Consider the following 16,184-nt stretch of genomic DNA (forward strand, 5'->3'; position numbering starts at 1 on the left):
TCTCCCGCCGCCGGCTTTCCGCGCACGGTCGTTTTACCAATAGTATACAATTATTTTTTTCAAATCCAAACCCTTTTTCATTGTCGAATTACGTCGAAGAGTTTGAAGAATCGACTCGTTTCATCTATCCGTTTGCCCGCTTCCCGTCGATATAAGAAGAAGGACCTTAACACGAAACGAGCTGAACAACGATGAGCAACTACTCCAAGATGATTATATTGAACGAATACTTTGCCGCAGCGGGACTTCTCTGCTCGATCGTCGCCTGCGTGATGATCGCCGTGGTGACGGTCGGCGGCGTTCATTCCCTCAAAGATTTGTCGACGCGCGAACGCCTGCCCCAACTGCTTACGATGGCTGCCTGTTTCGGCGGAACGGTGCTGTTCGGGACTTTGTCCGTGCTGCCTGTTCCGGCCGCTTCCTACGAACCGGTCTATTTGCTGTTTCCTGCCGCGGCCGGCCTGCTCATCTGCCTGCTGGCCCTTAGGCTGACCGGCGACGCGGAAGGCTGGAAAGGCGCCGTGCACTTTGTCAGTACCGCGGCGATCCTGACTCTCTCGATTATGGCATTCAATTACTCGAATGTATTCATTATTTTCGGACGGGTCGATCTTCGGCCCGAAGTGCTGCTGACGGCGGCGCTCGGTCTGTTCTCGGCCCTGTTCCCGCTCGTGCGTCTGGCGCTGCTCGTCTCGCGGCGAACCGGCCGCATTCTCGAACGGTTCCCGCCGGCCGGCCTGCTGTTCTCGGCCGTAGGCATCACGATCATCCCGGCCGTGATGACGCTGTCGGCGCTGCCGCCGGACATCGATGCGTCCCTGGCCGGCGCGACCGACCATCTGGTGCCTTACATTCTGCTGTTTGCCGTAGCGGCCGGACTCATGATTCTGACCGACCGCTACCGGGAAGAAGACGCGGAACGCAAATACCGGGAGCTGCAGGCGACCGAGACGCATTATATGTCGCTGTTCGCCCATAATCCCGACGCCGTGTTCGCACTCGACGACGGCGGACGCATCGTGGACATGAACGGGCGGGCCCGGGAGATGCTCAGCCGTCTGCCCGAAGGCACGGACCTGCATATGCTGACGGAATGGACGACGCCCGACCAGCAGGACAAAATTCTCGATCATTACGAAAAGGTGATGCGGGGACTGTCCGACGAAATCGACATCAAGCTGCATGTCGAAGGCCGCGAATCGGAGACTTACCTGAACCTGACGTCGCTGCCGATCCTGATCGAACGCCGCTTCACCGGCGCTTACAGTATCGCCAAAAATGTAACGAACAGCAAGAAAACCGAAGAAAAGATTCGCCATCTCGCTTACCACGACGAATTGACCGGCTTGAACAACCGCAAGTACATGCGCGAACATGTCGATCGGTTGACGCTGGACATTTCGGCTTCGCCGTTCCATCTGTTCTTTATCGATTTCGATCGCTTCAAGAAGATCAACGATCTGTTCGGCCACGAATTCGGCGACAAAGTTATCGGCCATGCGGCCCGGATTCTGGCCCGCGAGCTGCCGGAAGGCACGCTGCTGTCGCGCTCGACGGCGGACGAGTTCATCGCCGCGCTGCCGGCCGGCCTCGATCCGCTCGGCGCGGCCCGGCGGATCAGCGAACAATTCTCGCTGCCGTTCCGGATCGGCCAGCAGATGGTCAGCCTGACGGCGAGCATCGGCATCGCCCGCTTCCCCGAGGACGGAGCGGACAGCGACACGCTGTTCAAGCATGCCGACCTGGCGCGCTTCGACGCCCAGAGCCGCGGCGGCGGACGCTTCGCGTTTTTCGACCGCAGCCGCGCGCTCGAAAATCACGAGCGGCTGATCCTAGAACGCGACCTGCAGGCCGCGATCGAATACGGCGACCTGGTCCTGTTCTACCAGCCCAAAGTCGATATCCGCACCGAAGAGCTGGTCGGCCTCGAAGCGCTCGTGCGCTGGAACCATCCGAAGCTCGGCATGGTCCCGCCGCTCAAATTCATCTCGATCGCCGAGGAGACCGGCCTGATCGTACCGATGGAGCGCTGGGTGCTGCGCACCGCCTGCCTGCAGATGCAGCAGTGGATGCGGGAAGGACACCCGCCTGTTCCCGTGGCAGTCAATCTGTCGCAGATCCATCTCATGCAGACCGATATCGTCGAGAGCATCCTGTCGACGCTGGCCGAGTTGAACTACGATACGAAGCTGCTGGAACTTGAAGTGACCGAGAGCGCGATGATGAACAACGAAGAGCAGGTCATCGAGATTCTCGGCCGTCTCAAGCAGGCCGGCATCTCGATCAGCCTGGACGATTTCGGCACCGGTTACAGCTCGCTGAGCTATTTGCAGATGCTGCCGATCGACTGCCTGAAGATCGACCGCTCGTTTATCAAAGGCATCGCCACGCACGCCAACAGCCTCGCTATCGTCGAGATGATTCTAAGCATGGCCCGGCAGCTCGACCTTCGCATCATCGCCGAAGGCATCGAGCATGAAGAACAGGTCGATCTGCTGCGCAGCCTGCGCTGCTTTACGGCCCAGGGCTTCTATTACGGCAAGCCGGTCGCGGCCGAAGACTTCTACGCGCTCGGCTTCGATCAGCGCAAGCTCGGCTCCTGAGCCGGCCTGCGCAAGCCGCTTTCCCGCACAACCCTGCTGCATCAAAAGGCCGCCCGGCGTCGATCGACGACGCGGGCGGCCTTTTTGCCGCGCGGCGCCAAACGGTTCTCAACCCGCTCTCCGCGGCGCCGCGGCTTTCCAAAAAACGAAAAATCGGTCAATACAGCACTTCGACGCCGCCAAGCTCCAGCCGCTCCATCCACTCGTCCGACGGACGGCGATCCGTGACCACATAATCGACGGCGCCGAGATCGAACAGCTTGACGAACGCCACTTGGTCGAATTTCGTGTGGTCCGCCAGCAGCACCGTTTTGCGCGCCTGCTTCAGCATCACTTTTTTCAACTCGCTCTCGGGCTCGTTCGAATCGGTTACGCCGTATTCGGCCGACAGCCCTTTGCAGCTGAACAGCGCCGTATCGACGACGTACTTCGACGCCGTCTCGTTCGCGACCGCGCCGACCAGCGAGTTGGAATGCGGGCGCAGCGTGCCTCCCGTCGAGATCACCGTATGGCCAAGCTTCGCATATTCGGTGAAAATGATGCTCGAATTGGTAATGACGGTCAAATTTTTCTTCGTATTGCCCAATTCCCGCAGCGCCTCGAACACGGTCGAGCTCGGATCGGCCATCAGCGTATCGCCGTCGGACACGAGCCGGGCCAGCTTGCGGGCGATCTCGTTTTTCTCCGGCAGGTTGGTCGTGTGACGGGTCTGGTAGGACAAATCTTCGTTCGTATGAATATTCAGCACGGCCCCGCCGTACGTACGCGTGACCATGCCTTCCTTTTCCAGCTTCTCCAGATCGCGGCGAATCGTCTCTTCCGTCACCTCGAACAGGGAGCTCAGCGCCGCCACGAATACTTTTTGGTCCCGGCGCAAAAATTCGATAATTTTCTCCCGGCGTTCAAATCCCAGCATATGCAATCTCCTCGCTTCTTTCGTTCGTCTCTTGCGTGGATCGACCGTTTGGCGGATACGCCCAGCCCGTTTCTGCGCGTTGTTCGTTCTGTTTTCAGTATAGGGGATGAAAGGTTGCGGGAAAAGCGCAATCGGCGCGGACAGAAGAAGACGGAGTCCGAATTAGCTGCGTGAGCGCACTTGTTTTGAGACGTTTGCCGGGGAGGCTTCGAATAACTGCGCAGCAGCCGTTATTTGGCGTAAAAAATACGATCCGGCGCGCATAACGGTCGATGAGTTGTCGTCAGGCCGTTATTTGAGCAAAATCGGCCGATCGGGCGAAAATAAGTGGATCTGTGCCGTTATTTTCGAGTAGGGCGATGCGGCTGCCTCGTTCCAAAAAAACGCAAAAAGCGGCGTGTGGCACGCCGCTCCTTGCTTGATCGAATATTTAATTGCGGCGGTAACCGCCTGTCACCTGCTGCCCCGGTTGCACGCGGGCAGCCGAAGCGCTCAAACCCTCAAGCGAAGCTCACGCTTCTTCGAAAGCTTTCGTCAGAACCGGTACGATCTGCGATTTGCGGGAGACGACGCCTTTGAGCAGCGCTTTGTTGTTCTCAAGCGTCACGCCGTAGGCGCGTTCCACGGCATCGGTCTTGCTGCCGATCGCGATCGCGACGGAGTCGTTGTTAAGGATGTCCGTAATCGCCAGAACGAACAGGGACAGTCCTTTGTCGACGATCTTTGCTTTGAGCGCTTCTTCGAGCTCGGCCTGCTGCAGCAGAACTTCGTCCACGTCGACCGCGTTAATCTGCGCGATTTCGACTTTGCTGCCGCCCATCGTGAATTCTTTGGCATCGATAGAGATGAGGTCCTGCGCCGTCTTGCCGCTCAGGTCGGCGCCGGCTTTGAGCATGTCGAGGCCGTATACGTCGACGTCGACGCCCGCGATTGCCGCCAGTTCCTTGGCTGCCGCCACGTCCTGCTCGGTGCAGGTCGGCGATTTGAACAGCAGGGAGTCCGACACGATCGCGGACAGCATGAGGCCCGCGATCTCTTTGCGGATCTCGACGCCGTTCTCTTTGTACAATTTGTTCAGGATCGTCGCGGTGCAGCCCACAGGCTCGGCGCGATAGTAGAGCGGGTGAGCCGTCTCGAAGTTCGCGATGCGGTGATGGTCGATGACTTCAAGCACATGCGCGTTCGCGATGTCCGCCGCGCTCTGCTGGCTTTCGTTATGGTCGACGAGAATGACGCCTTCGGACTGGTCTGCCACCGTCTCCACGAGACGCGGAGCTTCGATGCCGAAATGCTTCAGCGCGTAAGCCGTTTCGCCGTTAACTTCGCCCAGACGGACCGCTTCCGCGTCCACGCCCAGCTGCTTTTTCAATTCCGCGTACGCGATTGCCGAAGCAATCGTGTCCGTATCCGGATTCTTGTGACCGAAAACCAATACCTTTGCCATGTTTTAACGCCTCCTCTGAACTTATCTCCTGAATTCCGATGCTAATTATATCATTAATTCCCGCACCGTAACACGTCGATTGTCGGCGTTTCACAAAAAAGGAACGTCGAGCACGCAGAACCGCCTGTTTTTCCGATTAAAAACCGACCTGTCCAGCGCTCGTCCGGTATCCGGTCCGTATCCGGTCAGAACCCGTCAGCGTTCGCAGGCGTCCAGTCAGCTCCCGCTGCTTCGCGCTTCCGACCGCCGCGATCCGCCAAGCTCCGGCCGCTCACTCCGTCACTTCGTTCCCCGCTCATAGCCGCCGCCGCTTTTTTTCGCGTATCCGTCCTTAAACGTTTCCACGGAAGCCTGCACGCTTTGGTAGCCCGAGAATGCTCCGCCGGTGAGCGTATAGCCTTGATTGTCGAAAAAGTCGCCGTACGTCACGGCATTGCCCTGCGCTCCGCCGTGGGCGCTCGCGCTGCCGCCTGCGACGAGCGAAAGACCTTTCACGACGGCATTCCCGCCGATCTCGTAGTAGCCCGAGGCTTGGGCGCTTTCCAGAACCTGCCCGCTGCCGGATACGACCGCTTCGCCGCGGACGATCGCCTGGTCGCCCACACGCGCCTGATCCTTGACCAACGCCGATTCGTCGACGATCGCGTACCCGCTCACGACGGCGGACCCTTCGACCTGGGCGCCGCCCTGCACGAGCGCATGGTTCGTGATGCGGGCGCTGCCGCTGACCGTTGCTTCGCCGCGCACGACGGCTTTATCTTCGATGCGCGCGGTGCCCTTCACGACTGCCCGGTCAAGCACCCGGGCGTTCGGACCGACGTAGACGCTCTCGTCCACGCTTGCGCCGGCGGCGACGAAGCCGCCGCCGTTCGGATGCGCATATCCCGCATCCTCCCCGAATGTATCTTCCGTGAACCTGTCTTCCGCGTCCTCACCGAACGTATCCTCCACGTCCGTATACTCTGTGAACTCGTCCTCCGCGAACCTATCTTCCGTGTCCTCCGCGAACCTGTCTTCCGTGTCCTCCGTGAACCTGTCTTCCGCGACCGGATTCTTCGCGACCGTATGCTCCGCGCCTCCCTCGATCCCGCGCGTTTGCGGCTGCGCCCCATCAAGCTTGAGCGTATACGGATATTGAGGCTTGGACTCGAACGGTACCTTTTTCTCGGAAAAGGCTCCGTTCCAGCTTGCGATCCCGATCTTGACAGCGCTCATGCTCTCAAGCGTAGGCGTGGCCGCCACGCTGACGTACGCTTTCTCCCCGGCATGCACCGTCAGTTCGGCCGAGCCGCCGCTTTCGAAGGCCTCGCTGTAGCGGCTGACCCCGCTTGCGTTCTCGGCGACCAGATACGCCGTCCAGCCTGCGCCGGGCGTCTGGGTCGATCCGTTCAGCGTCGCTTTGACCGAGACCGAAGCCCGGCCCGCCGGTATCGTCGCGTCGAGCGGAATGACGTTGTAGCCGGCGGCCTGCGGGGCGCGTTCGGACGGAACGGCATACGTGTTCGGCTCCCCGCTTACGGCGTTCATCATCGTGTATAACTGCTGCCAGTAGAGTCCGCCATCCTGCAGCAGACGCTTCACCTCGTTGTTGTACACTTTTTTCTCGCGAAAATCGAACGTAGCCATATGCGCGGCATAACGTCCGATCGCGGTTTGGATATCGGTCTTGGGATTGGTGCGCGCGAGCAGTTCGTAGAACGATTCCTGCAAATGGTCCGGATTGCCCGAAGCCAGCAGCTCGGCGATGAAGCCGGTGCCGTACCCGGCCAGGTCGTCCGGATTCTCTTCCAGATATTTCAGGATCGGCCACGCTTCGTAGTAGGCGCGTCCGTTGACCGGAGTGAGCGAAGACGCCGCCAAATACGGGAACGTCAATTCCGGTCGGCCCGTCGATCCGCCGCGCTTGTACAGCTGGCTGGCGACGTATTCTTCGCGGAACCAGTTGGCGACAGGCTCGTACCACGGACCGAGATACCCACTGTTTCTCCAGCTGTTCCGACCGTGCGCGAACTGGATCGCATGGCCGAGTTCGTGCGGCAGGACGGAATCGCCGCGCAGCGCGTCCGGCGCTGCCATGATGTACGGATAGCCGTCGGAATCGATACCGGCGAACGCCCAGCCTTGTTCGTACTTCGGAAGCCCGGTCTCCATAACGATCACGTTCATCTTGTACGTTCGGGCCGGATCGGCTGCCCCGTTGACCGAAGCCAAAGACGGCCGCATCTTCAGGACGTCCACATAGACTTCCCAGCAGGCTTCCAGCGTTCGCCCGCTTTCTTGGAGCAGCTCCGGCGTGACCTGTTCATGCTTCCCGCCGTTTCCCCAGAGGATCTGAAAATGTTCCGTCTCGTAATGGTTCGCGTTCGCGGCCGACACAGTCTGCCCGTCGTTGCGTACGCCGCGCACGGCGTGGGCGGCTGCGGACGTACCCGCGTCCGCTTGGGCCGCGATCTGCCGCGCGCCGGATACCGGCACACCCTCGGCCCGGGCCGGAACGGCTGCCAGACTCCCTGTCACGGCCAGCAGCGCGGTCAAAGCCGCTACCCCGCTTCTCCTCCATTTTTGTTCGACTTTTCGATCCGTGCGGAAATTTCTGCTGTCCATGATTTCATCCTCCTCTGTAATAATGAAACTTTTCTTCTATTATTATCATAATTCGACATGAAGATCATCGAATTCTACTATATATCGTCACGATTCGACACGAAGATAATAGAATACTAGAAGAAAATTAGAGGAAAAATATAGGTGTAAATGACTGGTAATTTTATTACATACAGACTGGAAAGACTGGATCCATCCGCTCCGCTCTGATTCGTTCGAGCAGGGAAGCCCGATTCCCGCGCGGCTCCTCCCTTTGGCTTTTATTTGCCCGGAGCAGGCTTCAGTCCTCCGAAGATCAACGCTTCGTATGGACGCAGCGTGCGCGGAACGCCGCCGTCCGCCGCATAATTGCCGAGCAGCCGATACGCGGAATCGAGGCAGACGCCGATATCGTCCGGCAGTTCAAACTCCGCTTCTTGATCCGAAAAATTCAGCAGTACCAGGCCTTGACTGTTCTCGTTCCGGCGAACGTAAGCGAACACCTGCTCATGTTCTTCCAGCAGCGACGCGTATTCGCCGTGAACGATCACGTCCGCATGCTCGCGGCGCAGGGCGATCAGGCTGCGGTAATAGTTGAGGACGGAATCCGGGTCGTTCTCCTGCGCCTGCACGTTGATCTCGCGATGGTTGGGATTGACCGGCATCCAAGGCTTCGCGCTGCCGTCCGTAAAGCCCGCCTGCTCGCCGTCGGTCCACTGCATCGGCGTGCGCGCGTGATCCCGGGTACCCTCCAGCACGCGGCGTTCCACTTCCTTCGGATCTTCGCCCTGCGCCGTGCGCGATTCGTAATAATGCCGCGCCATCTGATCGTCCAGCTGATCGATCGACTCGAACGGATAATTCGTCATGCCGATCTCTTCGCCCTGATAGATGAACGGCGTGCCCCACAGCGTATGCACGAGCGTCGCGAGCATCTTGGCCGATTCGACGCGGTACTGCCCGTCGTGGCCGAAGCTTGATACCATGCGCGGATGATCGTGGTTGCTCGCGAACAGGCCGAACCAGCCGCGGTTCAGCAGTTCTTTTTCCCATCTCGCCACGATCTCCTTGAGCTCCGGCAGCTTCCAGTCCCGCTCCTTGAACGAGTCGTTCGGATCGGTCCCGATGCTCGGCGATTCCATCATGAAGATCATGCTCAGCTCCTGCCGGTCGGGGTCGGTATAGCGCGCCACGTCGTCCATCGAGACCATCGAAGCTTCGCCTACCGTGACCGTACCTGCTTTGTGCGAAAAGCCTTGCTCGTTCAGCTCCCGCAAATACTCGTGCACGTGGGGACCGTTCTTGAAATGTTTGTAGCCGCTGCCTTCGAGCTTGCTCTCGTCCGTGTCGGGCAGCCGGTGGTCTTTGGAGACGACGTTGATCGCGTCCAGCCGGAATCCGTCTACGCCTTTGTCCAGCCAGTAGCGGACCAATGCGTGAATTTCTTCGCGCACTTTGGGGTTGTCCCAGTTGAGGTCGGGCTGCCGCTTGTTGTACAGATGCAAATAATATTCGCCGCTCGCTTCGTCGTATTCCCAGGCGCTGCCGCCGAGGTAGGACGTCCAGTTGTTCGGCGGTTGGCCGTCCGCTTCACCCGGGCGCCAGATATAGTAATCGCGGTACGGATTGTCTTTGGAACTGATGGACTGCTTGAACCAGCGATGCTGGTCCGACGTATGGTTCAGCACGAGGTCCATCCACAGGTCCATGCCGCGCGCATGCGTCTCCCGCAGCAGCTCTTCCCAGTCTTCCATCGTGCCCATCAGGGGATCGATTTCGCGATGGTTGCGAATATCGTAGCCCTGATCGACGCGCGGCGACTCGTAGACCGGACTCAGCCAGATCGTATCGACCCCGATCGAGCGAATATAGTCCAGCCGCGACACGATGCCCGGCAGATCGCCGCTGCCGTCTCCGTTCGAATCCTGAAAACTGCGAGGGAATACCTGATAAACGACTTTTTCTTTCCATGATTCGTGCTGCATGTAGGGGCTTCCCCTTTCTGAAGGTGGAGTGAATGCGATCGGTACGGGAACGGATTGTACGCAAAGAAGACAACGCCAAGCGAAATACACATTGAATGAAAGTAGAAGGCAAGTCGAATACAGATCGAATATTATGAAGCGGCTTCCGAAAAGAAAGTCCTATCGTGTGTAAGATATACCCGCTATAGAGCAAGCTTAAAAGGGGGATCGCTAAAATTTGAATAAAAAATCGGAGTGGAATATCGGGCAATAGAATATCGGCATAAAAAAAAGCCTCCCGTTCGCCGGAGGCGGAACGGGAGGCTGGCCGCTTGGAGGCGGTGGTCGGAAAGCGCGGTGTCGGCGGCGAAGGGCCGGCAGAGCCGATGCGGCGAGAGAGCAAGAGCAGGGCGCCTGCTTCGGCGCGTGGGCAAGAGCGGGGCGCTTGCTTCGGCGCGTGGACAAGAGCAGCCGCGGCCGGTCGGCGGCGTTACTCCGCCGCCGACACCGCGAACAGGCGGCTGCCGTGCGGCGGGAGCTGCGCCCGCAGCACGCCTTCCGGCGCGGCTTCGCCCTGCCGCGCCCAGAGATCGCGGACGCGCGCATCCGGCGCGGACGCGATCTCGCCCAGGGCCAATGCGATATCGGCGGGTTCGTCGCCGAGATTGAACAGGCCCACGTTCAAGCCGCCGTCCGGGCGGCGCGAAGTCCAGATCCGGACGCCGTCCGGATCGCCGGCGCGCCGCGGCAGCGGGCGCGGTTCATGGCCGTCCCGCGAGACGGCCAGCACTTCGTCGTTGGTGAGCAGCGACAGGGTCCACTCGTCGTTGCTGCGCAGTTCGCCGCCGAACATGAGCGGCGAGCGGAACAGGCTCCACAAGGTCATCATCGTGACCTGCTCATCGCGGGTAAAGCGCGTCAGGCGGTCTTCGTCCCCGCCGTCGACGCTGCGAATGCCGATCCGACCGAGCGGCAGCATGTCACAGTCCGGGAAATGCCCCGGACCGACGTGCGGCGCCCAGGCTTCGCAGCGCTCGAACATGCCGCGCAGCAGAAACCAATGGTCCCAATAATCGTCGGTCATGCGCCACAGATTGGCATGCCCGATCAAATGCTCGGCCCGGTCGACGTGCGCCGGCCCCGGCGACAGGCTCAGCACCATGTCGCGGCCGCAGCCGTCGATCGCGCGGCGGATCAGTTCGACTTCGCCTTCATGGTAGCCGTACAGCCGCGAGTCGGCGATATCGTCGACTTTGACGTAGTCGACGCCCCACTGCGCGTAGAGCGCGAACAGCGAATCGTAGTACGCCTGGGCGCCTTCCTGCGCCGGATCGACGCCGTACATGTCCGTGTTCCACGGACAGATCGAATTGGGATGCGCGATCTGCCGGGCGGTGATGTCCGTGCCGAGAATCTTCGTATCGGCATGCACCGCCTGACGCGGGATGCCGCGCATGATATGGATGCCGAACTTGAGACCGAGCCCGTGCACGTAGTCCGCGAGTTCCCGGAATCCGCCGCCGCCTTCCGCCGAAGGAAACCGGTTCGTCGCCGGCATCAGGCGGGAGTATTCATCCATCTCCAGCGGCACGAACGGCCGGTAGCGCGAAGAATACGCGCCCGGTTCGTACCATTGAATATCGACGACGACGTATTCCCAGCCGTGGGCTTTGAGATGTTCCGCCATATAGTCCGCGTTGCCGCGCACCTCTTCTTCCGTAACGCTTGCGCCGTAGCAGTCCCAGCTGTTCCAGCCGAGCGGCGGCGTCTGCGCGTAAGCATGATGCTTCATTGCGAGGTCTCCTCCTTTGCGTGCTGCTTGTTGGCTTGTCTTCTTGCCCTGTCCTCTTGGGCTTAACCCTGAATCGTCAGGACTGTCACCGACATCGGCGGCAGCTCCACGTTGAGACTGCTGCCTTCGCGCTTGAAGTTCTCGAACGACTGCGGCGCGATCGTGTCCGGCTGCTCGAACGTATTGTGCGCGTCCATGCGGCCTGCTGTCAGAACGCGTCCGCTTACCGCGCCTTCGGCTCCGATGCCGCGCAGGTCAAGCGTCAGGCTGCTGCCTGCCGTCGGGCTGACGTTGCACAGGCTGATATGCACGGCGCCGTTTTTGCGCGAAGCGGAGACGCTGACCTGCGGGATCGAATCGCCGTTCAGTTCGTAATCGGGCGTCTCCACGGCCATTTGCAGCACGTCGGCATCCTGGTGCACCTTGAACATTTCGAACACGTGATACGTCGGCGTAAGCAGCATTTTGTCGCCTTCGGTCAGAATCATCGCCTGCAGCACGTTGACCATCTGCGCGATATTCGTCATTTTGACGCGTTCGTGATGGTTGTGGAAAATATGCAGGTGCAGCCCGGCGACCAGCGCGTCGCGCAGCGAATTTTGCTGGTACAGGAAGCCCGGATTGGTGCCCGGCTCGCTCAGGAACCACGTGCCCCACTCGTCCACGATCAGCGCCACTCTTTTCTCCGGATCGTATTTGTCCATGATCGTCGTGTGGCGGGTAATCAGCTCGTCCATGTGCAGCGACTTTTTCATCACCTCGAACCAGCCGTTCTCGTCGAAGCCGAGCGCCGCTTTCTTCTCTTCCCAGCTGCCTTCCATCGTGTAATAATGCAGGCTCAGCCCGTCCATGTGGCGGCCCGCTTCGCGCATCAGCACTTCCGTCCAGTGGTAATCGTCGACGTTCGGCCCGCCCGCGATCTTGAACAGCTTGTTGTCGCCGTAATTGCGCGAATACGTCTGGTAGCGGCGATATTCGTCGGCGTAATACTCCGCGCGCATGTTGCCGCCGCAGCCCCAGTTTTCGTTGCCGACGCCGAAATATTTCAGTTTCCACGGCTTGTCCTGCCCGTTCTCCTGACGCCATTTGGCCATCGGGGATTCGCCGTCGAACGTCATGTACTCGACCCATTCGGACATCTCCTGCACCGATCCGCTGCCTACGTTGCCGCAAATATACGGTTCGGTCTCCAGCAGCTCGCACAGCCGGAAAAACTCGTGCGTGCCAAAATGATTGTTCTCCACCACGCCGCCCCAGTGCGTATTGACCATCCGGGCGCGTCCTTCGCGCGGGCCTACGCCGTCTTTCCAATGATATTCGTCGGCAAAACAGCCCCCCGGCCAGCGCAGAACCGGAATACTGAGGTTTTTGAGCGCCTGCAGCACGTCTTTGCGGATACCGTCGATATTCGGCGTCTCCGAATCTTCCCCGACCCACATGCCTTCGTAGATACAGCGCCCCAGATGCTCCGCGAACTGTCCGTAGATATTGCGGTCGATCTTGCCGAGTGTCACGTCTGCGTTAACGATTACCGATGCCTTTGTCATGAAAAATGCCTCCCTGGCGATCCCCTGCGGGATATTATGTTAACTTGTACGTACCTTTGATCATTTGATGAGAGCAAGCGTGCGAGCCGTGCGCCTACGCGTTCCTCTATGTGCCTCTTTGTGCTTTTTTGTGCCTCTTTGCGAAAAGAGTTCAGCCGTTCCTATCGAGCCAAATGAGCGGGGCGGCCGAAAATGTGGTCATTTCAGCAACATTTTCGCCAAAACCGCAGCCTTTTCCGCAAAATGTGAGCATTTAGTCAACATTTTAAGCCGAATACGCTGTTTGAGCGGCTTGTGGTCCGAAAATGTGCTCATTACAGCAACATTTCCACGAAAACCGTCGTTTTCCCTGCAAAATGTGAGCATTAGGTCAACATTTCGCGCCGCGCCGCGCCGAATACGCCATCTGAGCGGCTGCCCGGTTTTACCGGCGCAGACCAACGGGAATATGCCCGCAGCGCTTCGCTTGATCCGAAACGATTGCCGGCCTGTTCCCTGCTTCCTGCCCTGCCGCGCGCCGGACGGTTTCCCGATCCGGAAAACCGTATCCCTGCGCGATCCTACCCGCTGACGGCTCGGCCTTACCCGCTCCTTGCAGCGATCCTTGCCTTGCCTTGCCTTGCCTTGCCGGGCGCGATCAGCCGCGTTTGCGCAGGCGAATCACGTTCCACGACGCTTTGGCCAGACGGCCGCTTACGATGCCGTCTTTGAGCTCGGAAGCGCCGCGGTTATGCGGAGCGACTTTCTCGCTGTCGGCTGTGTTGACGGCTTTGAGGTCGTCGTTCTCCAGCACGATATGTTCTTCGATCGCATAACCTTCAAAGCTGCGTACGTCGCACGTCAGATCGAGCGCTTCGGTCAGGTGACGGTTGAGCGCGAAGATCGTCAGCGTGTCTTCTTCTTCGTTATGCACGACGGCGGTATCGAGGTATGGCACGTCGGTATAGTCTTTGGCGTCGTACTTCGGCGAGTCGACGACCGGCTTGAGCGAGACGCCGCGTCCGTAGATGGAAGCGTGCAGGTACGGATAGTAGATGGTCTGCTTCCACGAACGTCCGCCGTTCTCCGTCATGATCGGCGCGATAACGTTGACGAGCTGCGCGAGGCAGGCCGACTTGACGCGGTCCGCGCGGCGCAGGAACGTCATCAGCATGCTGCCGACGAGCAGAGCGTCTTCGAAGTTGTAGACGTCTTCGAGCTGCGGCGGCGCCACGCTCCACGGATTGCGGTCGATCTGCGCATCCGCTTCGTTGGAGTGGTACCAGACGTTCCATTCGTCGAAGCTGAGCTTCATCGTTTTTTTGCTGCGTTTCTTCGCCTTGATGTAGTCCGTCGTCGAGATGACCGTGTGGATAAAGTGGTCCATGTCCATCCCGCGCGCCAGATAGTTCGCCGAGTCGTCGTCGCGGTTGCCGTAGTACTGGTGCAGCGAGACGAAATCGGCCACTTCGTACGTATGGTCCAGCGTGTCCGCTTCCCACGAAGGGAACGTCGGCATACCGGTGCTGGAGCTGCCGCAGGAGACGAGTTCGATATCCGGATCGATCAGACGCATCGCTTTGCCCGTCTCCAGCGCGAGACGTCCGTACTCTTCCGCCGTCTTGTGCCCGATCTGCCACGGTCCGTCCATTTCGTTGCCGAGGCACCACATCTTGATCTTGTGCGGCTCCGCGAATCCGTGGCTTTTGCGCAGGTCGCTGTAGCGGCTGCCGCCCGGATGGTTGCAGTATTCGACCAGGTTGCGCGCGGCGTCGATGCCCCGCGTCCCGAGGTTGACGGCCATCATGACGTCGGTCCCGGCGTCTTTGGCCCAGCGCATGAACTCGTTCGTTCCGACGTAGTTCGGCTCAAGCGTGCGCCAGGCGAGCTCGAGGCGTTTTGGGCGGTCTGCGACCGGGCCCACGCCGTCTTCCCAATCGTAGCCCGAGACGAAGTTGCCGCCCGGATAACGGACGATCGGCACTCTCAGGTCGCGGATCAACTGCTTCACGTCGCCGCGGAAACCGTGCTCGTCGGCGGTCGGATGGTCCGGCTCGTAGATGCCTCCGTACACGGCACGGCCCAAGTGTTCGATAAACGATCCATAGATGCGCTCGTCAATTTCGGAAATGCGGAACGCCTTATCGACGATCATTCTGGCTTTCAGGTTAGATGCTGCCAATCTGCTCATCCTTTCCATCTGCAATTTAATGAAGGCTCCCTGCGATTGAAACGCTTACAATTCATGTCGAACCGCTAATCCGGATGAGCCTTTTCCGTGCTCCGATGCCGTCTTCGCGGGCGGAAGAACCTTTACGCACCCAATGTATCACGCATGTCCGTACAAGTCAATTCTTATATGAATCACTAATATATTTATTAATAATATTATTTTTCTCTTTTCTTTTTTGGCTGCTGCTTCATATTTCTTCTTTTTAACGCTTAAATCACTTGATTTATGCCTTTTTTTATTTTTTTATCTAAAAAAACATAACTTTCTTGATCGGCTCATCGTTCATCCCTGTAACCCAAGCTTTTTCCGGAAAAGATTGGGGATGGCGCAAAAAGATTCGAAGCCGGATTCGATCTTTTAAAAACCCAAACGAATGGAGTGTCAAGAATGAATAAATTTAAATTGGCCAGCCCGTTTTTCGCAGGTGCTCTGCTCTTTACGTCTATTGCCGTTCCAGCCTCCGCTCAGAGCCAGCCCGCTCCATCGTTTTCCCAGCAAACCGAAAGCCTTGCCGACATGGTCGCAAGCACGACGAGCAGCTCCGTGACGTTCACGGACGGCTCTACCTTGACTCAATACGACGACCACTACATCTCCACGAGTGCCGAAGGAGAACAGTTCAAGATCTTCAAAGTCGAAGACAACAAAGTCAAATACGAAAATCTGCAGACCGGCGAAGTGAACTATGCCATTAAAGAATCGTTACCGATTCAACAAAAACAGGGCCTTTCCGCCAATGCCGAAGCAGCGGGAGACGGCTTTGAATATACGGGCATGTTGCAAAATTCGACCGAAATTTTGTATGCTACCGCGTCTTTGGTGGCGGGAGTGCTGGCCTCCTATATAGCCGGACCTACAGTAGGCGCTCTCGTAACCGTAGCTTCCTACTATGTTTCAATGAATGGTCCAAGAGCCTACTGGGTCGAAAAATCGTATGCCAAATCGGTAAGACACAGTGATGCTTCAGCAACGTTAACGCTCAAAAAAGACTATCATTTTTATAAATATCACGATTACACCGGCTTCATTCAGACCGTCTCGACACTCCAGACCTGCCAGCCTTACGGCTGCGGTCCGATCTCGGACGCGAACTAAATGCCTGCCGAAATCAGATGTGGGCAAT

The 16,184-nt window shown here is 58.7% G+C and carries 9 protein-coding genes; 2 read left to right on the plus strand and 7 right to left on the minus strand.

Annotated features, from left to right (window positions below; all coding sequences use genetic code 11):
* The first annotated feature begins 191 nt into the window (after positions 1–191).
* Positions 192–2,603 (plus strand): putative bifunctional diguanylate cyclase/phosphodiesterase, encoded by a 2,412-nt coding sequence (locus FTE24_RS12445; RefSeq protein ID WP_150233631.1) that lies wholly within the window; start codon positions 192–194, stop codon positions 2,601–2,603.
* Between the two features lie 157 nt (positions 2,604–2,760).
* On the opposite strand, the gene FTE24_RS12450 is transcribed toward FTE24_RS12445, so the two are convergent.
* From FTE24_RS12450 to arfA, 7 genes are all read right to left on the minus strand, one after another.
* On the minus strand, positions 2,761–3,519 hold the full coding sequence (locus FTE24_RS12450) for a DeoR/GlpR family DNA-binding transcription regulator (RefSeq protein WP_141448119.1): 759 nt from the start codon (positions 3,517–3,519) through the stop codon (positions 2,761–2,763).
* 511 nt (positions 3,520–4,030) lie between these two features.
* Complete coding sequence (locus FTE24_RS12455; protein WP_150233634.1) at positions 4,031–4,963, minus strand: manganese-dependent inorganic pyrophosphatase; 933 nt, start codon at positions 4,961–4,963, stop codon at positions 4,031–4,033.
* Between the two features lie 279 nt (positions 4,964–5,242).
* Positions 5,243–7,567, minus strand: a complete 2,325-nt coding sequence (locus tag FTE24_RS12460) for a DUF6055 domain-containing protein (RefSeq protein WP_150233636.1) — start codon at positions 7,565–7,567, stop codon at positions 5,243–5,245.
* A gap of 260 nt (positions 7,568–7,827) precedes the next feature.
* Entirely contained in the window at positions 7,828–9,531 is a 1,704-nt protein-coding gene (locus FTE24_RS12465) for a glycoside hydrolase family 13 protein (protein ID WP_150233638.1), read from the minus strand.
* Positions 9,532–10,000: 469 nt separating this feature from the next.
* Positions 10,001–11,302 carry a glycoside hydrolase family 27 protein gene (locus FTE24_RS12470; protein ID WP_150233639.1) on the minus strand — a complete coding sequence of 434 codons (1,302 nt, stop codon included), beginning with the start codon at positions 11,300–11,302 and terminating at the stop codon, positions 10,001–10,003.
* Between the two features lie 62 nt (positions 11,303–11,364).
* On the minus strand, positions 11,365–12,849 hold the full coding sequence (locus FTE24_RS12475; protein WP_150233641.1) for an alpha-N-arabinofuranosidase: 1,485 nt from the start codon (positions 12,847–12,849) through the stop codon (positions 11,365–11,367).
* Positions 12,850–13,486: 637 nt separating this feature from the next.
* On the minus strand, positions 13,487–15,019 hold the full coding sequence (arfA, locus tag FTE24_RS12480) for an arabinosylfuranosidase ArfA (RefSeq protein ID WP_150233643.1): 1,533 nt from the start codon (positions 15,017–15,019) through the stop codon (positions 13,487–13,489).
* Positions 15,020–15,448: 429 nt separating this feature from the next.
* Between arfA and FTE24_RS12485 the strand changes: the two genes are divergently transcribed.
* Positions 15,449–16,156, plus strand: a complete 708-nt coding sequence (locus FTE24_RS12485) for an adenosine deaminase (RefSeq protein WP_150233645.1) — start codon at positions 15,449–15,451, stop codon at positions 16,154–16,156.
* Positions 16,157–16,184: the final 28 nt, after the last annotated feature.

The sequence above is a fragment of the Saccharibacillus sp. WB 17 genome, from assembly GCF_008634075.2.
Classification (GTDB): Bacteria; Bacillota; Bacilli; order Paenibacillales; family Paenibacillaceae; genus Saccharibacillus; species Saccharibacillus brassicae.